Origin of the sequence: Arthrobacter sp. CAN_A6, from assembly GCF_015751715.1 — a bacterium.
In the GTDB taxonomy this organism is placed as follows: domain Bacteria; phylum Actinomycetota; class Actinomycetes; order Actinomycetales; family Micrococcaceae; genus Arthrobacter_D.
Genome location: NZ_JADOUV010000004.1, coordinates 1 through 22,404, shown reverse-complemented (window position 1 = coordinate 22,404; position 22,404 = coordinate 1). Strand labels below are relative to the sequence as shown.

Genomic DNA, 22,404 nt, shown 5'->3' with positions numbered 1-22,404 from the left:
CACTCGATCTATTCGTTCACCCAGCCGTACCAATCGATCTGCTAACAGTAGAAAAAGCAGGCCCGGTGCACACGCGTAGGAGGTACTCGACTCGAATCCGGAGCTACGCGGAGAGGAATCAGAATTCGCTGATAAAAAGCAGTATCTGCGCTCCGTACTCGAAGGACCTGCTGGGTCGGCCGAGAGCGCCTACTCACTCTTTCGATGGAGGTACCGGTTGACCGGCTCGCAAGTAGAACTACCCTGCTATAGGTATTCCTGGGTCAGATCCTCGCGCCGATTGATGGCGAGTTTCTCGAAGATCCTGTACACGTGCCCTTCGACGGTACGCACCGACAGGGTGAGGAGATCGGCTATCTCCGCATTCTTCTTGCCGTCGATGACCAACCTGGCAATATCCCGTTCGCGCCTGGTGAGTTTCGATACGCCGGCTGACGGTTGTGCAACTGCAACGGTTTCATTCCATCGCGCCAACGAACGGGAAATGCTCGCCTGTGCCGGGCGGTTCCCCTGGCTCTTGGCGAGGCGCAACCCCTCCCGCAGGGCAAGGATTCCAATTTCCTCGAATCCGCCGGTTGTCGCCTGCTCCGCAACCTGGATGAGTCCTTCCGGGGTCCGGTTCAGCGCTGCATCGGCGAAGGACAACAGCGCAGCTGCCTCAGCCCCTTCGGTTGCCTCGGCGAGCGACCGTAGCTCGGGAATCGACTCCGCGATACCCAGCCGAGTAGTCAGGAGCGTGACTTCCAGTTCGGAGGCCCGCCATCCTTTGGCTTTGGCTTCCTGCTTCAGCGCCTGTAACTGCGCGGTTGCCTCCCCATCCTGGGTGAGCACAACCTGTGCTCCGGCGACATAACCCCTGCTGATCAGTCCGAACGCCGGGACACCGGTGTGCACCAGGCTTTTGTATTCGCTGACGAAAGTTCCGGCGAGCGCGGCATCACCCGCCTCGGCTGCGATGAAAGCGCCTAGTGCCAGTGCGAAAGGGCGCAGGGACAGGAGGTCGAAAACCTTCAGCTCCTCGATTGCACAAACGAGGACGTCGAGCGCATTGGCATTCTGGGCCTTGGCCAGATAAAGGACGGCCAGCGACACATCGTGCGCACCGGCGACGTCGGGCAGGCCCCCCATGAGCTTACGACGGTAGGACGCCAGCTCCTCCTCCGCCTCATGTTGATGCCCTGCGCGGATGAGGAAGTATAGATGCCGGACCAGTACGTGCTCGTAGGACAAAGGGTGGTGGTTGTCCACCTTCTCGAGTCTCCGCACCGCCCTGGTGGTGAACTCCACCGCTGTCTCCGGCCTGCCAGTGGATGCCAGAGCCTCGCCCAGGAGTGTCAGGGCCAGCAGTATCGCGTCCTCGTCGAGCGCCACTTCGGCGATTCTGAGGATTTCGGAAAGCCGTTCAGCGACCCCCCGTTGTGTCGTCGATCGAAGGTCGCGCTGAATCGTCAGCAGTTCACGGTAAAGCTCGATTGCGGCGGTTCCGCTTGCGGATCCGTCTGCTGCAGTGCCGGACTTTGCGAGGGTATCGAGTTTCGCCAGCCAGATACCGGGACGGGTTGCGGTTCCGTCAGAGGTTTGGTGCGAGCGATGCTCGAGTTGCGAGCTGAGGAACGCACAGAGCTTGATGGTCGGGAAGTCGGCGGCACTGTCTGCAAGATCACCGAGAATACTGCAGGCGCGCTTGTACTCCCCGAGCCGGGCGTAGGCGCGTGCCAGCTGGCCCCGCCCGGCGGCCAGCAACTCGGGCGAGATGATCTCCCCCGCTAATCTCAGCGCCGATGATGCCTGCGTAAGGTTGTTCGCCACTACCGCGCCCCAGAGCAACCGCTCCTGGTCGATTGCTTCTCCACAGTCAAGCGACCACAGAAGGTACCGCAACTGCGCTTCAACGGTGAGCGGCTCATCCGGTGGCATCTCAGCGAGCCGACGTCGCAGCCTGAGGCTTCGCCCCGCCGGAACCATGTGCCGCAGGACCTCCCCGTACAGTCGGTAGCGAGGACGAACCAGCCGGCCGGGAGCTTTCGAGATGTCGATGAGGCGGGCCTCAGCAAGCACATCTACGTCGGCATGGTGGCCTACCTTGAACAGGTGCGCCAGTGCGATCGGCTCCGCAAACGCAATGATCTCCATCGTCTCGCGCTCACCCGCGGATAAGCCTGAAAGGTGGCGCCTGAGAAGCTCCTCCAGTTTCGTATTCGAACTGAACTGGCTTTTAAGAATCCACACACCCTCACTGGAGGTGAAATGCGCCTGGAGTGTGGGCCCGGAGATGAGGGCTCGGACAAGCAGCGGGTTTCCCCCGGTGACGCTGGCGATGAGCGAGGAGGAAACGGCCGACAACCTTCCGCCGAGTACCTCCTCACACAGCTCGTGGACCTGCTCCTGGGTCAGGGGGAGTAACGAGTGGCGTATCAGAAGACCATCGAGCGCCGCCGCCAACATGGCGGAGACACTGTTCCGCCCGGGCCTGGCAAGCACCAATACCTTGACCTGCATCGACGAAACCAACTGGACGACCAACTCCGCAGTCGAGTCGTCCAACTCGTGCGCGTCGTCGAGGACCATCAGGGCCGGCTCTACCGGAGCCCGTCCGGGTGGCTCGGTGCCTTGCTCCGGGCTTTGCAGCCTGGCGAGGACGGTACGCATCACGGCGAGCGGTGAAGTGGACTCGCCGGCTGAGAGTTGTGTGAGCAATGGAGCCAGGGCACCATACGGCACGGTCGACACAGCGGCGCTGGCGGTGATGTAGAAGACCTCCTGGTTCCGGGCGATTTCCCGGACGACCGCGTTCGCCAATGCGCTCTTGCCCGACCCGGATTCACCTTCCACCAGAACTCCCCGGTAATCCCGGATGCCATCCAGCACCGCGGCCAGATCACTGCTCCGCCCGATGAGGCGATGGGATCCTGAGCTCTGGAGCGCGCGCTCGCTCAACGGCTAGCCCACGATTTCGGAAAGCTCGACCCGCCCGGAGATATGAAGCTTGTCGAACAGCCTTCCAAGGTGCCAGTCGACGGTACGGGTTGATAGGTTGAGCTCCCTTCCGAGTTCTGCGCTCGTCGTGCCTTCAGCGGCGCGGCGCGCAAGCTCCAACTCGAACGGGGTGAGGAGGGCAAGTACCCTGTCCGGACTGTTGGAATAATGCAATTGCCGGTAGCTGGCGTTCTCGAGTGTCCGCGCCACTTTGATGTCGGATTTGTTCCCGGATCGAACTGCCGCAGCATGAGCAGCGGTGGCACTTTCGAAGTAGAGAAGCGTATTCCCTGCATCCCTGGCGAATCTCGCTGCTTTCAGAAGCAATTGAGCATCATCGAGAAACAGCCCGTTGCCCAGGTACTCCGACATCTCACCCAGCAGGCCGTCCGTCTTCTGCGCTGCCTCCGCAAGCCGCGCACCGGATTCTCCCCCCGATAATCGGACAGCGGCTGATAGAAAGGAAAGGCCGTGGCCGCTGTTGCCCAGCAGGAATTCCTCTTCCGCATGCCGGAGAAGCTCTGCCGCCGCCGCTTCCTTCGAATGGTTCGTCCCACTGAGAAGAAGAAAGTAGGAGGTTGCCCGTCCAACAATCCACGAGCCCCGGGAACCAGACGCACGTGCAAGTGCGGCGTGCTCCTGCGCCTGAACTACCTTCTGTTGAAGGCTCAGAACATAGGCAGTGGCCGCATGGGCCAACTGCAGCAGGGCGCTGGGTCGCTGCACCTGCAGTTGGCTGAGTGCAGGAAGGAGCGACTGGAGCGCGAGGTCGGGCCGACCGCTGTAGGCATGAACCAAACCCCGTGCGAGCTCGCCGCCAACCAGTTCACCAAGCCTCGCAGCTTTCAACTCCGAACCCCGCTCCAGCATGTCCAGACATTCGGCGAACATGCCGGACACCATCAGTGAGGTGAAAACCTGAAAGTGCACCTCACCGCGGACGCTTCCCGGAAGGTCGTCCTGCCAGAGCTCATCGAGGACGCTTCGGGCGAGTTCCACGCTCTCATGCTGCCTGCCCGTCATGGCGAAGGCCTCAGCGGTCATGCCGCCGGCCCTCACCCGCTGGCTGAAGGGCAGGTCATGATTCCCGTACATCCCGAGGACGGTTTCGGGGATTTCGCTGTATCTGCCCTCGAAACAGAACTGTTCTGCTTCGGCGAGCACCAAATGGTTCGCAAGCGATGCCTGATCGGCCTTTGGAAGCTGGTGCAGTGCCGCATTGATAGCGGACCGAAGGGATTCGTCCAGACCGACCGAGGCCCGCGAAACCGACCGGGATACCCGCAGGTTCTCGATCATCACCGCAGCCACCACCTCAGGCGCCTCGGCTTCAGCGAGCGGCTCCATTCCGGCCAGCGTCGAGTCGGCTTCGTCCCAGCGGCCAAGCGCGGCGAGTGCCCTGGCCTCCTCCACCACAGCCCTGGGATTGCACCTGCGGTTTTCGATGACCTGCACGATCCGAAGTGCCGCCGCCGGATCGCGTAGCTCGTTCGCCGTCGACGCTGCTGCAAGCAGCAGTTCTTCGTCCGGCCTGGCGCCGCTGTCCAGTCCCCACAACACATAGTGCGGGAGGCTCAGCTTCGTCATATCCGACGGGCGCACCGCCGGCATCATGTCCTCCCACAAGCTCCGGCAGCGCCCCGGCGGAAGATTGGCCTGGATGGCATCAGCGAACAACCGGTCCTTGAGCTGCACTACGGGTGATCGAATCAGCTTCGTTTCGAGGACCAGTTGCTCCTCGAGCCTGTCGACGACGGAAGGGTCCACCAGCCCTTCCAGAACGCGCAGGGGCAGCTCGCCGGCGAGAGCAAGGATTTCGACGACGAATCGCTCCTGGTCCGGGAAGGCGTCCAGTTTGGCAAGGGCCCCTGATGCGACCTCTCCTGAAAGCACCAATGGCTTGGCGAGCACCCACACACCATTGTGCAGTCGCAAGGAGCCCTCTCGAAGTTGCTCCTTCGTGAGAATGTGAAGATGCATCGGTACTCCCCTGGCCGTGGACCAGAGACTCTGGATGGCAAGGGAAGATACTCCCCCGCCCGCGACCTGCTCGATGAGATCTGCGCTGCTGCGAAAATCGAGTGGTTCGATCTCAATGCGCCGAAGATGATTCTCGAGGCAAAGCTTGGCGAATTCACCACCGCCCGCGTCCACTTCGCGGCAGGTTATCAGCAGCGTGACCAGCCTCGCACGCACAAGTTGGGCGAGTGTGAACGCGGCGAGCGGATCGATCCAGTCCGCATTCTCGACCGATATGAGGATTCGGCGTCCGCTCGCCTTGTCCAGAAGGACCTGGGCGAGCCCTTCGAGCAAAAGGGCAGGATGGCGGAGAGTATCCTCATCCAGACCATTCAGCAAAAACTCCAAAGCACCGTATGGCCTCTTGGCGGAGCCGGCAGTTCCACGGATATATTCGACATGGAACTTGCCGGATACTTTCTCGAGAGCAAGCTTGGCAATTGTTGTCTTACCGATCCCGGATTCGCCGGTCAGGATCGCCCCTCCGCAACTGGGCAGCAACTGCGCAGCGGTCTTGCTCACCAGATCCTCGCGCCCAACTACTTTCCCCCTTGGCGCAGGAATGGTCACCTCGAATCAGCCATTCGAAAAAAGACGCAGAAAAAACTGCCGATAAATAAAGAGACCATTTTCGCTTTCCTCCCAAGGAGCGGACGACTATCTCAGGATGATCGTCTTAGTCTAGAGCGCTTCCTCAATACCGTCTATGAAAACCGACGACTGAACCTGTGTATCAGAATCTAGTGCATGGTGGCTCAATCGGCTGCCTCAGGTCCCGATCTATCCGATACAGCCCGCCGTGTCAAGAAGATCGACCGATTCAAGTACCTCCCGGCCGTATAACCCAGTACCGGTCGATCCCCGGCGGACAGTCCGCCTGCGGGTGCCGGCGGGAGGGCTCGTGCACAACAGCCAGGCGAGTACATGTGATTGCCGAGGCGGCCTGTTCCCGCAGTCCATACTCGTGCCGGCGCCAACCCTCGGACCTACGCTCAGGGGACGGCTCGAAAATCTGGGGATAGAAGGCACCTGAATGAAAATCATGTTTGTGACGTCGGCCGGCGGGCATCTCGCGCAACTACTTCCACTGGAATCCTGGTGGCGCCATCACGCAAGGTCCTGGGTCACTTTTCGGCGGCCAGAGGTGGAGTCGGCCCTCTCGGAAGAGGACGTCACCTGGTGCTTCTACCCGACCACCCGGAATGTCCCGAACGCGATCAGGAATCTTGCCCTCGCATGGCCGACCCTGCGTCGGGACAGGCCTGATGTCGTGGTGTCCATCGGGGCCGGGGTGAGCGTTCCCTTCTTCCTCATGGCGCGACTGCTCAAGATCCACACCGTGTATATCGAGTGCTTCGACCGCATCACCATGCCCACGCTGAGCGGCCGGCTCTGTTACCCGATGTCCGAGATATTCTGTGTCCAATGGGAAGAGCAGCTTCGCTTCTACCCGGATGCCATCAACATCGGCCCTGTGCTGTGAGCGCGTGTAACCAGTCTCCCCAGGTAGTTGTGTCCTTGGGCACTGACCATCACAAGTTCGACCGCCTGGTGGGGTGGGTCGACGAGTGGCTCGCTTCCCAGGATGAAAAACCTGCCTGCGTCGTGCAGCATGGAGCCAGCCGCCCGCCTGATCATGCCCGTGGCATAACCCGTATGCCGCGGAGGGAGCTACTGGACCTCTACGCGCAGGCCACGGTGGTGATCGTTCAGGGCGGTCCGGGCTCTATTCTTGACGCCCGCGAGGTGGGGCACCTGCCGATAGCCGTCCCGCGCCTGCCTGAGCTCAACGAAGTGGTTGACGGACATCAGGTGGCTTTCTCGCGCACCATGGCAGCCCACGGCAACGCCATCCTGGCGGAGGACTTCGAAACCTTCATCGAGAGGACCGAAGCCGCGCTGAGGAATCCCGGTTCAGTTCGCACACCGCCCAGGAACTCGGGTGCTACTGCCGCGGCGTACAAGCTCGGCCTGGCTGTGGACCGGCTGGACAAAGACCCCACCGGACCCATCGCAGTGCGGCGTATCCGTCAACTCCTGCTCAACCGGTAGCCCACCCGTCCATAGCCGGCCGCCCAGGAGGCGTGCTTCTCGCGTTGCGCTCCGCCCAAGGAGCACGCCTGGGCAGCCGGGAGCGGGCGACGCACGGCACCCCGACGCTTACCGGGCTGCCGCCGACTCCTGCACGAAAGAAGCCGCCGATTCGTCGCCGGAGGCGTCCTACTGATTACCCCGGCGTCGACTCAGCGCTGGAAGGGGAACTTGCCCGGAACCGGGCTGGACCAGCACCGGGCGGCCGCCAAGGTGGGGTACCGGAGGATCGGGAAGAGGGGTCGGCGGCGGCTGGGGATGAAGCCTTGGTCTCAGGAAGACTTCTACGCCGCCGACCCCGACTTAGGGGCCCGCGTGGGGCTGGCACTACGGGCTCTTCATTAATCGGAGCACGTCATACCGGTAGCTGGACCAGATCCCTCGGACCGGCCCAGCATGTCCAACGATAATCGAGCAGTCTTCAACTCTCACGAGTAGGAGGAACCTGAGTTGACGCACCAACTACCTAATCATTGCAGTTCTGATTACGTGCCTCCGCGACCGCTCCTACCCGATCAGCGGCGGGATGCCGGATATCCGCCTACTGCGAGTTCGAGCGGGTGCCGGAAGGGGCTTCGAAGACGGTCGCCAGCTCTTCCCGCCGGCTGATTCCGAGCTTGCTGTAGATGCGGTACAGGTGACCTTCCACCGTCCTTGCCGAGACGGTCAGCCGATCAGCGATCGCACGGTTCGACTCGCCGTTGACCGCAAGCAACGCAATTTCCCGTTCGCGTGCCGTGAGGTCACGGACCTGGTCAGCACTCCCCCCGATGAGTCCGTTGGCCCGCTCCATCAGTCCTGTGCGACGGCGGAGCGCTCTCAGTACTCCGCGCTGAGCTGAATGGTCACCACTTGCTGCATAGAGACGAAGCGCCCGGGCTGCGGCATCCACGGAGAGTGACTGCTTCTGGCTGTTTTCGGCGAGATCCCCCGCATGCTCCATCCTGGCCGGATTCTTGGTCAGGACCGCCTGCGCATACTCGGAAAGGATCCTTGCCTCGATGCCCTCGAATGAGGAGGTGAGCTGCGCGAGGCGCTCGACACGGCGTTCGTCACCGCAGAGGAGTGACATCTCGAGGATGTCCTTCTCGCAAGCCCACATGCCTCTTTCTCGGGCGGAGCCGGCGAGGTCGGCCAGGTGGGCAAGATGTTCGACAGTCGGTTCAAGCAGCACGAGGGCAGCGGCAACATGTGCCTTACCGATGAGAGAGAACGCCAGCGCACCGGTGTGGGAGAGACCAGCGAACTCCTCCGCAAGGCTCCGGGACCGTGCCTCCTGACCCACTGCTGCGGCAGCCCAGGACGCAACCGCGAGAACATAGGGGAGAACCACGTCCCGGTCCGACAACCGCAGGGTGGCGATGGCTGTTGACAACAGCGGGGACGCGCCATGAAATCGGCCTCTCCGGACCTCGAGGATCGCCTCGAATGCCGAGAGCGTCCCTGCTGAATAGAAGAGGCTGTCGCCTTCATCATCCTGATGCCCCCGCAAGACGGCTTCCGCCTCGGCGAATTCGCCGGTATGGATCAGCAGACTGAGGTGGCGAGTGAGTGTGAGGCTCTGGAATTCGGCCAGTGCGTGCGGTGCCCTCCCGATCATCCCGAGCGCGCGGGCTGTCAATTTCCGTCCCTCTGTCCCGCGGCCGGTCGCACCGAGAGCTTCACCGAGAAATGCGCAGGCCAGCACCGTGAGCTTCGCATCGGGGGTGGCGGATTCAAGAAGCCGCCGCAGCATCTCTTCTGCCTCGACGTACCGTCCCTCGAGATTCAGGGCGAAGGAGCCCAGGAGTTGCGCTTCGGACCGCGCATATTCCACGGATTCCATCGCGTCCGCTGGATCATCGAACCTCGTCGTGAGCAGTTGGTTCAAGCGGCGCACAGCCGCCTGTACGTCCTCTGCCGTTCCATGCACCGCGAAGGCCACCCGCGCTGCGAGAACCGCGGCTGCGGACAGCGTTTCCGGGTCCTTCGCCGTCTCCATGAGTGAGAAGACGGAGGCTTCCATCAGAACCGGTTGACCGAGGAGAAACTGCGCCCTGGCCATTTCGACCGCAGCCGCCGGCATACTCCCGCCTCCCTGGACAGCGCCGGCGAAACGCATGCCGGACTCGGGGTCGGAACGGCTCGTTGCCACATGCGCGGCGTCGAGAAGAATTGGATCATCGACCGTCACGCCGCAGTCGAGCGCCCAGTGAAGGTGCCGGATCCGGCCCTTGCCGAAAGGCGGGAGCCCTCGGCCCACATGAGTGACGCGCTCCCTCAGGGAGGCGCTCCGCGCGGCTGGAACGAGCGTCCGAACGATCCGACCGTAAAGGGGCGGATGACAGGCAACAAGTGAATTCTCGGCGGGAAGCGGCAGGAGAAGCCCTGCCGCGAGTAGCGCCCGAACGTCGTCGTCCCCACCCAGTGCGGAAAGATCCGTAATGGGAAGCTTCCCGGCAAGGGCTACCGCTCCCAGCATGTCGCTCTGTGCATCCGGGAGCTGACGCACCACGCTCGCGACCAGGTCGGACAGACCCGGATCAAGGCCGTCAGGTTTGGCAATGAGGACCCACGTCCCGTCGCTGAGTGCCAGGGCCTCGGTTCGAACGGCATGTTCGAGTAGCGAGCGGAGGAACAGCGGATTCCCCTCGGATTCTCCCATGAAATAGGCGCAGGCTCCCTGGGAGATCCTTCCTCCCAACCCGATCTCGCACACTTTCCGCACGTCCTCGAAGAGAAGGCTCTGCAGCTCGAACCGGGAGAGGAGCCCGTCCTCGCTGAGTGAGGAAAGCTCCTCGGAACGGCCAGGAACCTTCCTCGCGAACGCCAGGAGTTTGACGGTTCCAGCAGTGACGAGTTGTGCCAGAAGATGGCTGCTGTCCGGATCGAGGGCGTGGGCGTCGTCGACGATGATGACCACCGGCCTGCCGGCGGAACGCGTGCGGAAGTACAGAACGAGCGCGCGGAGCACTGAAACGGAACTTTCCATGTCCGCCGCGGACGCCGCAGTCAGCCAAGGCGTCAGGGCACCATAGGGAACATTGGCCATACCCGCTCCCGCGTGCAGCAGGAAAGGTACTGCAAAATCCTGCACGGTTCCTGTCAGATGGCGCGCCAGCGCGCTCTTACCCATTCCGATGGATCCGTAGACGATGGCTCCGCTGGACGTCCGCTCCTTCACACTGCCCAGCAACTCATCGACGAGGTCGTTCCGTCCCACAGGCACAGGCTCCCGAGGTGCGCTTGCCATTACTGTGTGCTGGTGCCCGGGAAAAGCTCGGCAAGCTCAGCGCGCGAACTCACACTCAGTTTTGAGTAGAGCTGATAGAGGTGGCCCTCGACAGTCCTCACCGAGACGCACATCTGCTGGGCAATGTCCCGGTTCGACGCACCTGCCGCCGCGGCGAACGCCACTTCCCTTTCTCTTTTGGTCAGGCCCTCCAGTTTCTGCCCAGTGGTGTTCAAGGCATCGACATCAGGAACCACGAAGCGTACGCGCTGCTGGATATTGCGTATCGCACGCTTGTCCGAGGAATTCTGGGCGAACTGCACGGCTGTCTGGGCGGCCTCCCGGGCGAACTTGTGGTCCCCCATGCCCGCCGCCATTTCCATGGCCTGTACCAGCAGTTCACTATCGCTGTTGCCGAGCCCCTTGGCGTAGGTTTCACATAGGCGCGCGTACGCTCCCTGGGCACCAGCCGACGTCGAGGCAAGGGGTTCGATGGCACTGCGATCACCCAGCCGGACGGCACTGCAGAGTGCGAAAAGCTGAAAAGCCTTGGTTCCACGGTTGGCATCGTTCCGAGCAAGGCTATGGAGATCTCTCGCCGCAGCTGCCTTCGATTCCATATGGGCGGATGCCAGGATCTGGAAGTAGCGGGCGGTCCGTTGGATTTTCCACGGGCTGCTGGATGAGGCCTCACTGAACGGGAGGTAATGGATGGCCTGCTTGATGTCGCCTTCAATCGCGTAGCAGTAGGCGATGCCCGCGGCTGCAGCTGGAAGAAGACCCTGCGGATCCCGAATCTGAAGCTGGTTGAATACCGGGATCAGAGACGACAACGCCGCTTCCGGCCGTCCGACCGACACCAGGGCAAGCCCCCGCGCCATGACTCCGCACGACTGGCCCGACATGTCGATTCCGGGAACTTCGAGGGCCGCCTGATTGAGCACCTGGACGGTGGATGACCGGTCACCGACCATGCGGTGGGCATCCTGGACCTGGGCCCAGGCGAGTTCTTTCGTATACCAGCTCAGTGAATCATCCGACAGGGCGACCGCCACCGCGTCTGCGAGTTCCAACGCCTCCAGCTGCTTGTTCGTCAGGATCCATGCCTCGCACAGCAGAGTCTGGAGACGGATCAGCATATTCGAAACGCGAGGACTGGTTTCCACCCACATGCGCTGCAGGAGGGCCTCATTCTCCCGGAAACGGCCCAGGTGCGAATTGAGTTCGGCGCGGGACAGCAGCAGTTCGTCCCAAAGGTGCGCCCGTCCCTGTTCGTCGAGGAGGCTTTCCTCCGCCTTGAGGATTTCCTCCGCCTCATCAAGCGGCCGTTCCGCGCCAGCCTCTCCCAGATGCCGAAGGATGTCCGCCCTGGCTATCTGTTGCCGGATACGGCTCTCGAGGTCAGGGTTACCATTGCCGGGCGAAAACTGGGACAGTGCCGCTTGGGCCCCCTCATAATCCCCGAGGCCGATGAGCGCTCGCAGCATTTCGACCGCACCGGCACCGCGCGGGCCGCCGTCGGGATGCAGGGTACTGAGGTCGAGGGCCTCGGCGTACCGCCCGCGGTGGTTTGCGCTCCGGGCCGCCAGGACCGCGGTGTCCGGATCCACGGGTAGCGCACATCTCCGACGCCACGCGACATGCGCTTCGACGTCGAGGCCCAGTATCTCCTGACCGTCAGCACCACCGACCAACTGGTTGTAGAGGACAAGTGCCTTTCCGTGCTGGATGGGCGCCGCGAGGGCATCCGAAAGGAAGGGCGTTGCGCAGCGCACGAGCACCGGAGTGCAGTGGTCCACCTGGATGAGCCCCAACGCCTGGAGCCCATCGATCGCCGTACCGTGACCGTCAGCCAGAAGCCTCGTCAACGGGAGGCGCCCGGCCAGGGCAATGAGGTCCATGAGGGAGCGTTGCGTCGGTGTGCAGTCCTTGAGGAGATCTGCCGCACCCACTGACGCCTCACTGCAGACGCTGAGCCGCCCGGGGACCACTGCCCAGGAACCCCCGCTCAGCACGAGTTGTCCCTGCGACCGGAGTTCGCGGAGGGCTCCCCTGAGGAACCTGGGGTTACCGGCACTTCGCTGCCGTGCCACACGAACGGCCTCGCCTGAGATAGGCGACCCGAGCTCGGCTTCGGCGAAGAGCGCTACTTCCTCGAAGGTGAATTCTTCGAGGTCGAACCGATGCAGCGAGCCTTCACTCCACAACGCCAGGAAAGCGGGGTCCACCCTTGAGAAGTCGCGCGTCGCCAGGATCACCTGCACGGTTCCGCCGAGCACCAGCTGGCTGAGGATCATGGACGAAGCGGCGTCCAGGTGCTCGGCATTGTCCACCGAGACCACTACGGGCCGGCCTTCTGCCTGGGCATCGAACAGTGCCCTGAGGCCCTGAAGAACCATGACTGGGTGCCCCAGGTGATCCGGCTCCAGATTCGACAGAAGGAAGTCGATAGCCCGGTACGACGAGAGCGCGGATTGCTCCGAACCCCGAACGCGCACGACATGACTGGTGGGGGCAGCGAGCTGAAGTGCCCGTTGGAGCAGTGCTGTCTTGCCGACACCTGCCGGCCCGACCAGGACTGCGCCTGCAGCAGGGCCGCCCGTGAGTAGCGCACCCAACTCATCGAGCGTCCGCGAACGTCCGATGAAGGACTGCGGAGTGGCATTCATGCCGGGTTTCCCGGCAGTGTTCCCTGAGATCCGATGCGCGAGAACAAGAATCGATGAGATCCCATGAGACGGCTTCCCCTTCCCCAGTCTGTGGAAATGCTTTTCCCAGCCTAGGAAGAGGAACCTGTGATTTCACGAGTGGTGCATGCGGGAAGAATCCGGATACTTACTCGGTTTCCCACTTACTCGCGAGAATGGCCTCGACAATCGGTTCCCGCTTTCTACTCGCCCACCCGCGCCACGTCCACCCGGTACTACCTATCCGAAGGCCGGATCACGTGCCTGGCGATGACCGAGTGGCAAGAGGCCTACGCGTTTCCGTCGAACAGGCTTGTCACCGAGCCGTCGTCGAACACTTCGCGGATAGCCCGTGCGATCAGCGGCGCGATGGAGAGCACTGTGAGCTGTGGGAATCTCTTCTCGGAGGGAATGGGCAGGGTATTGGTGACCACCACTTCACGGGCTCCGGATTCAGCGAGACGGCGTGCCGCGGGATCGGAGAAGACTGCATGCGTTGCGGCGATGATGACGTCCTTTGCGCCTGCATTCTTGAGAACCTGCACGGCTCCCGAGATGGTTCCACCGGTGTCGATCATGTCGTCGATGAGGACGCACGTTCGACCCTTCACCTGACCCACCACCTGCTTGGAAACCGCCTGGTTCGGTACGGTCAGGTCCCTGCTCTTGTGGACGAAGGCCAGCGGCGCTCCCCCGAGGCGTTCCGCCCACTGCTCCGCTACGCGGACCCGTCCGGTGTCGGGCGAAACGACAGTGACGTTGTCGGCGTCGACTCGTGACCGAATGTAGTCGGCGAGCAGGGGGATGGCCATGAGATGGTCCACCGGCCCATCGAAAAAACCCTGGATCTGCGAGGTGTGCAGGTCCACGGACATGAGCCGGTTGGCGCCCGCCGTCTTGTACAGGTCGGCGATGAGCCGCGCCGAAATGGGTTCGCGGCCACGGCCCTTCTTGTCCTGCCGGGCGTAGGGGTAGAACGGCGAGACGACCGTGATGCGCTTGGCCGAAGCCCGCTTGAGTGAATCGATCATGATCAGTTGTTCCATGAGCCAATTGTTCAGCGGTGCAGGGTGCGCCTGGATGACGAACACGTCGGTACCGCGGACGCTTTCGCCCGAGCGTACGTAGATCTCGCCGTTCGCGAAATCATAGGCAGAAACCGGCAGCAGCTCGGTCCCGAGCCAGGACGCGATCTCCTCGGCCAGTTCGGGATGTGCGCGCCCTGAGGCGAGCACCAGTTTCTTCTCGCCGCGTGCCGTAATCTCGCTCATGCGTGACCGCCTTCTTCTATGGGGGTGCTGGGGGTGTCGGTGGAAGCCAGGGGACGGGACGCTTCCGCGGCCTCCGCAGCGGCTGTTCCTGGGCGTTTTTCGGACACCCAGCCCTCGGTGGTCTGCTGCGGCGCGAAGCTCACGGCGAGCGCTCCCGGCGGTACGTCCTTGCGGATCACTGCCCCGGCTCCGGTGTACGCGCCGTTCCCGACGGTCACCGGTGCAACGAAAACGGTGTTGGAGCTGGTGCGGACATGGGAGCCGATCACCGTGCGGTGTTTGCTGACGCCGTCGTAGTTGGCTGTGATATTGCCGCAGCCGATGTTCGTGTACTCGCCGATCTCGGCATCGCCGGCGTAGCCGAGGTGGGACAGCTTGGAGCCGCGGCCCACCGTCACGTTCTTGGTCTCGTAGAAAGCCCCGATCTTCCCGTCCTCGCCAAGGACCGTGCCGGGGCGGAGGTAGGTGAAGGGCCCCACCGAGGCACCGGCGCCGATGCGGGCGCCTGTGCCGTGCGTGCGGATCACCGAGGCGCCCTCCCCCACCTGCACGTCGGTGAGTGTGGTGTCAGGTCCGACGACGGCGTCGCGCGCCACCTTCGTGGTTCCGTGCAACTGGGTGCCGGGCAGGATGGTCACGTCCTCCGCCAGCAGCACCGTCGCGTCGATCCAGGTGGTCGCCGGGTCCACGATGCTGACACCCGCACGCATCCACCGCTCAAGGACGCGGCGGTTCAATTCCGCGCCGAGATGTGCCAGCTGGACCCGGTCATTCGCGCCTTCCACCTGCCAGCGGTCGGTGGCCACGATCGCAGCCACGCGCCCGCCGCCGGCCCGGGCAATGCCGAGCACATCCGTCAGATACATCTCGCCCTGCGAGTTGTCAGCGTCCACCTGTAGCAGTGAACTGCGCAGGATTCCGGCGTCGAAGGCATAGATGCCGGAATTCACTTCACGGATGTCCAACTGCGCTGCCGTAGCGTCCTTGTGCTCCACGATCGCCGTGACGGTGCCGTCGGCAGCACGCTCGATACGGCCGTAACCGGTTGCGTCATCAAGGACTGCGGTCAGGACCGTGACGGCGTTTCCGCCGTCGTTATGTGCCTTCACCAGTGCCACCAGCGTTTCGGAGGTGAGCAGCGGCACATCGCCGTAGGTCACCACAACGGTGCCGCTGAGGGGCCGGCCGGCGTCCACGTCCAGCGCGTAAAGTGCGACCTGCACGGCGCGGCCGGTGCCCGGGACGTCATCCTGGTCGATCAGGTGAACCCCGTCGTCGAGCTCGGCGATGTGCCGGGCCACGCGGTCACGCTCATGCCGGACGACGACGGCGAGCGCCTCCGGTTCGAGCCCGCGCGCAGCCTCGAGTGCATGGCCCACCATCGAAAGGCCGCCGAGCTGGTGCAGGATCTTGGGGATACGCGACTTCATCCGGGTGCCGGCACCGGCAGCGAGAACGATCACTGCGGCCGGAGGGGAGAAGCCCGGAAGGGACGGCTTGGCAGTGTCTGCGTTCTGGGGGCTCACGAAGAAGCGCTCCTACCTGGTTCTGATCGGCCGGACGGACCCGGCGCAATTCTACGCGGCACATTCGGCCGTTCCGCCCATAGGATTCGAACCTATACTCCACAGCTCCAAAGGCTGGGGTGCTGCCATTACACCAGGGCGGACCGCGCCGTGCCCTGCCGGGACGGCGGGGCACCTGCGCACGGTTATCTAGTTTGCCACGTCCCGGCGCCCGACCGCGAGCCGGGACGACGGGCTGCCCTAGGACGCACTTTCCAGCGCTGATATGCGCTCCTTCACGAGCTCCGCAATCCGTTCGTGACCGGCGTCGTTCGGGTGGAAGGCGTCCGAGATCCCCAGCCAGGTCGGGTTTCCCTCCGGACCGCGTAGGCCGGTTTCCCCGAAAAGGCCCGACAGCGGTTGAAACACGCCACCGCGGCTGGTGCACTCGCGCTCGATGGCGTCGTCGAACCCGGTAGTTTGGTCCGACGCCGGATACCAGACTCCGAGGCACACGAGCTGTACGCCGGGAGAAGCTTCTTCGAGGTCATCCAGATACGTCGCGTACTGGATGCCGAAGTTCCCGACGGGGTTGTTCCGCCCGATGTCGTTGGTTCCCAGCTCCACTACGGCGAGGTCCACGCCGCGCGGAACCTCGAACCCGTCGGCCACCTCCTGCACCGTGAAGCCCGCATGAAAGGTCCCGGTGACGGATCCGGTTCCACCCTCGGTCAGCCACTCCTCCACGAGTCCCCGGAAGCTCAACTCCTCGGTGGTGGCATGCCAGCCCTCCGTGATGGAATCCCCCGACAGCAGGACGGCCTCAGGTGGCCGACCGGCAGGGGATCCGCTCGGGAGCTGCGTCTCCGACGGTCCGGACCCACCCGGGGAACACGAAACCAGCACGGCGCCGGCTGCGAGGAAAGCGGCCGGCATCCGGAGCCCGCGAGCCGGAAGCCCCCGGGCGTGGCCGCCCACGACCATGGGGTCGGAACGGGTGCCGGGCAATTGATGGATCGGCCTCATGGGGCTACATTACGACCATGCGCCCACCACGCCCCGAGATGTCCGATCCCAAACCTCCCCCGGCACTGGCTCCCCGCGAACCGAACACCGAGGTGCGGGTTTCGGGCAGGCTCTGGACGGCGAGCTTCCTCGTCGGCGCTCTTGCACTGGTCGTCGCCTTCCTGGACCGCACGACCCACCTGGACTTCCTGAGGGAGACTGCAGGCGGCCTCGGCACCGGACTGGAGCCCGACGAGATCGACATTGTCATCGGCCTGGCGTTCTGGGGAACACTCGGTGCGCTCCTCTTCGTCATTCTCGTCGAAATGATCCTCGTGCGGCCGCTGCTGAGGGGCGGCGGCTGGGCGCGCTGGGCCTTGCTCGGCGCGCTCGTGCTTCAGATCGGTGCCGCGCTCCTGGCGACCGCCTTCCTCGCGGGATCCGGCACGGGTTTTCAGCCGGTCCCCCTCCTCGCGATCGCCTCGGCAGTGCTAGCCTGCGCGGCGCTTGTCGCCTGCCTGCTCCCCGGAGCCACCCGGTGGTTCCGGTCCGGCCGGCTGACCAGCCAGCGCCGGCCCGCCTGAGTTCCGCTGCTGCTGGTGCTGCTCCGCGAGTAGCGCCTCACAGCTGCGCACCACCACCTGGCAGGCCTCAAGTGCCGTGCGGTCCGTCATGGGGTTCTCGGACACCAGGCGCCACCGGTGCAGGCTCCCCAGCGCCTGTGAACGAAGCTCCTGTGGCGTTGCGGTGTCGGCGAGCCCCAGGCGGGCAGCAGCGGCGATCCCGGAACCGCCGATGAGCCGCTCGGCGTCGGCCGCCTGCTGCGGGGCGAGGGGCACCTCCTTGCCCCGCAGCCTGGCCAGCAGGCGCAGCTCAGCGAACTCATGGGCTCCTGACTGGATGCGCTCCACCATCGCGGCCAGATGTGCTGCTTCCTCCCGGGGATGCTCCTTCAATATCGTCTGCACTGCACTGAGTGCAGTGCGTGCCCGGAGCTGGGCGGCACGGGCTTCGAACTGCCGTGTGACAAGCAACAGCAGATCGTTGAGCCCGCTGCGTTTCGCCAGTTCGCGCGCCAGTGCCGTCGGCTCGGTGATGTCATTCCGCAGCAGGACCGAGGCCAGCCGAATGCCGAAAAGGCCATACCGATCGAGCAGCGATGCGCGCTCCTCGGCGCTGATGTCCAGGCCCGGATTCGAACGGCAGAAGCGGTCCGCCGAGATGAGCATGCGTTCACGCTCCGCTTTCTCGAGCCGGGCGAGTTTGAGGAGGGCGTTGAATTCACTCTGGCGCAACGTACGGGCGCTTTGTGCGAGCAGGCCGGCTATGGGAACGACCCCGAGCGCAAGCGCGCGCAGTGCAGGGTCGTTACGGTAGCGCTCGGTGATCTTCCCTGCCGACAACAGTGAGTCGATGCGGCCGGCTCCGACCTCGTCGGCCCGCGACAGGACGGCCAATGCGTTGACCGTCCCCGAACGGCCGGCACTGGTATCACGGAAAGCCTCGAGGAACTTGAGATCCGAGGCATGCAGGTGGCGCATGAGGTAGATGACGGCGTCCGCCTCGGACGGCGTGTCCTCGGGCGTCAGGAAGTCAGTGGTCCGTGCCGAGACGTCGGACGACAGGGATGCGATCCCGGGGGTGTCGATCAGGGTGAGGTGGCGGAGGCTTTCAGCCGGCCAGTCGACCACGAGTCGTTCGATGTCCGCCGCGCGGGTCTGTCCGAGTTCGAACTGGAGCCGGCCCTGGACGCGCCGCACGGCAAGCGCCCGCGGTTTTCCGTCGAAGGGATAGAGCGTGATGCGGGGGGTATCCGCGTAGCGGTACCACGTGACGACACGTGTGCATTCACCGGTATCGGTGGGAGCTACCTCTTCCCCGATGATGGCGTTGAGCAGCGTGGACTTCCCTGCCTTCACCATGCCCGCGACTGCGACGCGCAGTGGTTCGTCGAGCCGCCGGGCGTAGCCTTCGAGCTCGTCCCGCAGCTGCGGGTCATCGCCGTAGACGTCGATCGCCGCGGAGACAAGCCCGACGACGGCCGCGCCGGTGCCGTTCATGTCGCCGCCGCGACGGCCAACTGCGGCTCAAGCGCCCGCGCCTGGCGTCGCAGGGCTTCAACCCGGCCAAGTTCGACCTTGAGGGTACGAACGCGCTGACCGGTCTCCTGGGTCAGCGTCGAGGCAGTCCGCTGGGCTGCTGAAACCGAGTCCGCCAGCGACCGGTGGTGCTCCTCGGCAAGGTCCGTGAAGTGGTCACGCGTTGAACGCTGGACCAGCCGGAGGCGGTCCTTGAGTTGCTTGCCGACCTGGAAGACGACGTCGTCGATCTGGCGGCGGACAAGCGCCTTGGCCTCGCCCTGGCGGCGCTTCAATCGGGCTTCCTTGTCCTCCGTGTACGCCTTACGCCCAAGGAGGAGCCCGGCACCCACCGATATCGGGTTGATGAGGGCCATGCCGACGATTCCGGTGAGGAGGCCGAACATCAGCACGCCGCCATACGAGCCCCTCATGCCGATCAGGACTTTCTGTCCGGCGCCGAGAACCCCCGGGTCGAGCGTCGGCACCTCTTCCACGGGGTCCAGAACGTGCTCGGTGCTGGAAACCTGCAGGAGTGGCAGGGCCACCTCATCCTGTGCGAACAGCTCTGCCACCTGCTGCGCGAGCCACTGTGCCCGCTCGTTGGTCCAGACGAAGGTATCCGATACCGCTGAGGCGATGCGCTGTTCAAGCCAGTCGGCGAACTGGTCCCACGACGGTCCTGGATCCCCCGCGTCGATCGCTGTTTCGGCCTCCCGCTGGATCTTGCGCAGACGGTCACGAAGATCGTGTTCCATATCGGCGATGAGGTCGGTCACGCCGTCGTTCAGGGTCGTCTGCCAGCGCGCTGACCGTTTACGCTGGCGGTCTGCCTTTGCCTTCGACTCCTCCAACTCTGCAAGCATGAGCGGAACGCCCTCCGGATTCTCGAGGGCATTGAGCTCCGCCTGAAGCGAGAGCCGGAGGTGTTCGGCAGTGGAAAGCAGATCCTGGGCCACCGAGCGCCGCTGGAGCCGCTCCGCCTTCCCGACGATCTCCTTCCGCAGGTAGCTGACCAAAGCCGGGAATCCGGATTCCTCGTTGAGCTCGGCATCATTGAGGCGCGCGGCGTGCAGCCTGAGGTCCGAGGACACCGGCATGAGCGGCACCTCCGAATACTCCGGGCCCAGACGCGCCAGGTGTGCGCGGTCCAGTTCGGCCACCCGGCGCCACTGGGGATAGAAATCGGTCTTTGACAGGACACAGCCGACGTTCGGCACGATCCGCATGGCCTGGCGCAGGAAGCGGAGTTCGGGCTCTGTGTATTCCTGGGATGCATCGGACACCAGGATCATGGCGTCCGCGGTGGGCAGGGCAGTCAGGGTGGCGAGTGAGTGCGCGGAGTCCAAACCACCCACGCCCGGAGAATCGATCAGGGAAAGCCCGTTCGCGAGGATCTTGCGGGGCAGGCAGACCTCCGCGGCAGCAAGCCGCTGCTTGTTGGCGGGGTTGCCCCGCTCCGAGACGAAGTCCGCGATGGCGTCGAGGGACACCGGGCGTCTCTCCATTGCCGGCTCACCGTCGCTCTGCTCAGTGCTCTCGCTCGGCGCTATGACCACCGCTGTGGCCGGAGTGCCGTAGCGGACCACGGTAGGAACCGAGGTGGCGATGTCGTCATCGACGGGACAAACCGGTGCATTGACGAGGGCGTTGATGAGCTGGCTCTTACCCTGTTTGAACTCCCCCACCACGATGACCCGAACATCCGGGTCAGCCAATCGGCGTTGTGTCTGCTCAAGGCGTTGCCGCAGGTCCGGGCGCTCCCCTGCGCTCACCAACTCGATGCCGCTCTCCACCAGCTTGACCAGCTCAACCACAGTGACACTCCTTTGTGCAGGACGATTATGGCCAGACCCCGAAAACCGGCCCAACGGGATGTCGTGCATCCCGTTGGGCCGGTTCCGTGAGACCGGGCTTGCTGCTTGTCTACTACGGTGCGGCGTACCTTCTACAGTGCGACCTCATCGACCAGGACGACTGCTTCGAGTTCAACCTCGTTGTCCTTGATGATGGTGGAATCATCGATCGAGTTGTCGTTGAAGGAGTCCTCCAGCTCGACATCGATTTCCGTGGTCTCCTCGTTGAAGGAGTCCTCCACCTTGACCTCCGTCGTCTCCGAGTTGTCGTTGAAGGAGTCCTCGACCTTGACGTCGACCTCGGTGTTGGTCGAGTTGTCGTTGAAGGAATCCTCCACCTTCGTGGTCTCCGAATTGTCGTTGAACGAATCCTCGACCTCGACCGACTGGTCCGTGTTGAAGGATCCATCGGCATCGATCGAGTTGTCGACCGAGTTGTCGTTGAGCGAGTCATTCAGTTCGACTTCGGTGTTGACCGAGTTGTCCGAGTTGTCGGTGTTGAAGGAGTCCTCGATCTCCACCTCGGCATCGATCGAGTTGTCGGTGTTGAAGGAGTCCTCGATCTCCACCTCGGCGTCGATCGAGTTGTCGGTGGTGGTCGAGTTGTCGTTGAACGAATCCGTGATGTCCACATCGGCATCGATGGAGTGATCGGAGTTATCGGAATTGTCCGAGTTGTCCGAGTTGTCGTTGAACGAATCCTCGATGTCGACATCGGCTTCGATGGAGTTGTCCGAGTTGTCGTTGTACGAATCCTCGACCGAGTGATCAGAGTTGTCGGAGTTGTCGTTGAACGAATCCACGACGGTCGTGTTTCCGACCGCCACGGTTGCGGAGCCCTCAGCGGTGATCGTGGTGGAGTTGTCTTCCGAGTTGTCCACGGAGTTGTCTTCGGAATTGTCCAGGGTGGTGTCTCCGGAGGTGCTGGAGTTCACGACGACTGCCTCGTCACCGGAGGCGATGTATGCGTCGTTGTCGAACATCTGCGTTACGTCGCCTTCAGCCCAGATGTTCTGGTTCACCGACTGGTCAACACTGGTATCGCGGTCGTCCACCGTGACCGTGTAGGAGTAGTTGTTGACGACGTGCATGATCTGCTGCACGGCGTGGCCATGGTCGTCAGAGCCGTGGTCATGGCCGTGGCCGTAGTCCTCGTCATCGTCATCCTTGCCGTAATCCTTGTCGTCCTTGTCCTTGCCGTAATCCTTGTCGTGCTCGTCCTTGTCGTCCTTGTCCTTGCCGTAATCCTTGTCGTGCTCGTCCTTGTCGTCCTTGTCGTCCTTGTCCTTGCCGTAATCCTTGTCGTGCTCGTCCTTGTCGTCCTTGTCGTCCTTATCCTTGCCGTAATCCTTGTCGTGCTCGTCCTTCTCGTCCTCGTCCTTGCCGTAATCCTTGTCGTGTCCGTGGCCGTGCTCGTCCTTGCCGTAATCCTTGTCCTCGTCCTTGTCGTCCTTGCCGTAATCCTTGCCGTGGTCGTGGCCGTGGCCCTTATCGTCCTCGTCCTTGCCATAGCCCCCGCCGTGGCCCTTATCGTCCTCGTCGTCCTTGCAATGGCCGTCGTCGTCCTTGTCCTTGCCGTAATCCTTGTCGTGCTCGTCCTTGTCGTCCTTGTCGTCCTTGTCCTTGCCGTAATCCTTGTCGTGCTCGTCCTTGTCGTCCTTGTCGTCCTTGTCCTTGCCGTAATCCTTGTCGTGCTCGTCCTTGT

The 22,404-nt window shown here is 63.4% G+C and carries 13 protein-coding genes, 1 tRNA gene and 1 pseudogene; 3 read left to right on the top strand and 12 right to left on the bottom strand.

From position 1 onward, the window contains the following. Nucleotides 1-246: 246 nt before the first annotated feature. The 3 genes and pseudogenes from IWX75_RS08515 to IWX75_RS17865 all read right to left on the bottom strand — a co-directional run. Nucleotides 247-2,937, bottom strand: a complete 2,691-nt coding sequence (locus IWX75_RS08515) for a helix-turn-helix transcriptional regulator (RefSeq protein ID WP_196821839.1) — start codon at nucleotides 2,935-2,937, stop codon at nucleotides 247-249. A gap of 3 nt (nucleotides 2,938-2,940) precedes the next feature. Further along, the gene (locus tag IWX75_RS08510) at nucleotides 2,941-4,956 is read right to left on the bottom strand and encodes a helix-turn-helix domain-containing protein (protein ID WP_196821838.1); all 2,016 of its coding nucleotides are present in this window, start codon (nucleotides 4,954-4,956) and stop codon (nucleotides 2,941-2,943) included. A 264-nt stretch (nucleotides 4,957-5,220) separates the two neighbouring features. Next, nucleotides 5,221-5,517 (bottom strand): annotated as a pseudogene (locus IWX75_RS17865) (AAA family ATPase); the annotation flags it as partial. A 511-nt stretch (nucleotides 5,518-6,028) separates the two neighbouring features. On the opposite strand from IWX75_RS17865, the gene pssD reads away from it, so the two are divergent. Continuing rightward, nucleotides 6,029-6,478, top strand: a complete 450-nt coding sequence (pssD, locus tag IWX75_RS08500; protein ID WP_196821836.1) for a PssD/Cps14F family polysaccharide biosynthesis glycosyltransferase — start codon at nucleotides 6,029-6,031, stop codon at nucleotides 6,476-6,478. 35 nt (nucleotides 6,479-6,513) lie between these two features. Beyond that, nucleotides 6,514-7,047 carry a hypothetical protein gene (locus IWX75_RS08495; RefSeq protein WP_196821835.1) on the top strand — a complete coding sequence of 178 codons (534 nt, stop codon included), beginning with the start codon at nucleotides 6,514-6,516 and terminating at the stop codon, nucleotides 7,045-7,047. Nucleotides 7,048-7,627: 580 nt separating this feature from the next. On the opposite strand, the gene IWX75_RS08490 is transcribed toward IWX75_RS08495, so the two are convergent. From IWX75_RS08490 to IWX75_RS08465, 6 genes are all read right to left on the bottom strand, one after another. After that, the gene (locus IWX75_RS08490; RefSeq protein ID WP_334684208.1) at nucleotides 7,628-10,288 is read right to left on the bottom strand and encodes a helix-turn-helix transcriptional regulator; all 2,661 of its coding nucleotides are present in this window, start codon (nucleotides 10,286-10,288) and stop codon (nucleotides 7,628-7,630) included. 29 nt (nucleotides 10,289-10,317) lie between these two features. Continuing rightward, nucleotides 10,318-12,966 carry a helix-turn-helix transcriptional regulator gene (locus IWX75_RS08485; RefSeq protein WP_196821833.1) on the bottom strand — a complete coding sequence of 883 codons (2,649 nt, stop codon included), beginning with the start codon at nucleotides 12,964-12,966 and terminating at the stop codon, nucleotides 10,318-10,320. A 308-nt stretch (nucleotides 12,967-13,274) separates the two neighbouring features. Then, nucleotides 13,275-14,255 (bottom strand): ribose-phosphate diphosphokinase, encoded by a 981-nt coding sequence (locus tag IWX75_RS08480; protein WP_196821832.1) that lies wholly within the window; start codon nucleotides 14,253-14,255, stop codon nucleotides 13,275-13,277. Beyond that, complete coding sequence (glmU, locus tag IWX75_RS08475) at nucleotides 14,252-15,781, bottom strand: bifunctional UDP-N-acetylglucosamine diphosphorylase/glucosamine-1-phosphate N-acetyltransferase GlmU (protein ID WP_334684207.1); 1,530 nt, start codon at nucleotides 15,779-15,781, stop codon at nucleotides 14,252-14,254. Before glmU ends, IWX75_RS08480 begins: the two co-directional genes overlap by 4 nt. 71 nt (nucleotides 15,782-15,852) lie before the next feature. After that, a tRNA-Gln gene (locus tag IWX75_RS08470) sits at nucleotides 15,853-15,924 on the bottom strand. A gap of 97 nt (nucleotides 15,925-16,021) precedes the next feature. After that, nucleotides 16,022-16,786, bottom strand: a complete 765-nt coding sequence (locus IWX75_RS08465) for an SGNH/GDSL hydrolase family protein (RefSeq protein WP_196821831.1) — start codon at nucleotides 16,784-16,786, stop codon at nucleotides 16,022-16,024. A gap of 17 nt (nucleotides 16,787-16,803) precedes the next feature. Here IWX75_RS08465 and IWX75_RS08460 point away from each other — a divergent pair, with 17 nt between their 5' ends. Further along, nucleotides 16,804-17,349 (top strand): hypothetical protein, encoded by a 546-nt coding sequence (locus IWX75_RS08460; protein WP_196821830.1) that lies wholly within the window; start codon nucleotides 16,804-16,806, stop codon nucleotides 17,347-17,349. Here IWX75_RS08460 and IWX75_RS08455 read toward each other — a convergent pair. From IWX75_RS08455 to IWX75_RS17675, 3 genes are all read right to left on the bottom strand, one after another. Next, nucleotides 17,257-18,825 carry a dynamin family protein gene (locus IWX75_RS08455; RefSeq protein WP_196821829.1) on the bottom strand — a complete coding sequence of 523 codons (1,569 nt, stop codon included), beginning with the start codon at nucleotides 18,823-18,825 and terminating at the stop codon, nucleotides 17,257-17,259. The two genes, IWX75_RS08460 and IWX75_RS08455, sit on opposite strands and share 93 nt — an antisense overlap. Then, nucleotides 18,822-20,660, bottom strand: coding sequence for a dynamin family protein (locus IWX75_RS08450; protein ID WP_334684206.1), 1,839 nt, complete (start codon nucleotides 20,658-20,660; stop codon nucleotides 18,822-18,824). Before IWX75_RS08450 ends, IWX75_RS08455 begins: the two co-directional genes overlap by 4 nt. A 131-nt stretch (nucleotides 20,661-20,791) precedes the next feature. Continuing rightward, the coding region (locus IWX75_RS17675; protein ID WP_334684205.1) for a hypothetical protein at nucleotides 20,792-22,404 on the bottom strand (1,613 nt) is incomplete at its 5' end.

What these genes read in the sequence shown, in the direction of transcription:
- IWX75_RS08510 (WP_196821838.1), bottom strand. Translation starts at nt 4,956, where the DNA reads ATGCATCTTCACATTCTCACGAAGGAGCAACTTCGAGAGGGCTCCTTG.
- pssD (WP_196821836.1), top strand. Translation starts at nt 6,029, where the DNA reads ATGAAAATCATGTTTGTGACGTCGGCCGGCGGGCATCTCGCGCAACTA.
- IWX75_RS08485 (WP_196821833.1), bottom strand. Translation starts at nt 12,966, where the DNA reads ATGAATGCCACTCCGCAGTCCTTCATCGGACGTTCGCGGACGCTCGAT.
- IWX75_RS08480 (WP_196821832.1), bottom strand. Translation starts at nt 14,255, where the DNA reads ATGAGCGAGATTACGGCACGCGGCGAGAAGAAACTGGTGCTCGCCTCA.
- IWX75_RS08465 (WP_196821831.1), bottom strand. Translation starts at nt 16,786, where the DNA reads ATGAGGCCGATCCATCAATTGCCCGGCACCCGTTCCGACCCCATGGTC.
- IWX75_RS08460 (WP_196821830.1), top strand. Translation starts at nt 16,804, where the DNA reads ATGCGCCCACCACGCCCCGAGATGTCCGATCCCAAACCTCCCCCGGCA.
- IWX75_RS08455 (WP_196821829.1), bottom strand. Translation starts at nt 18,825, where the DNA reads ATGAACGGCACCGGCGCGGCCGTCGTCGGGCTTGTCTCCGCGGCGATC.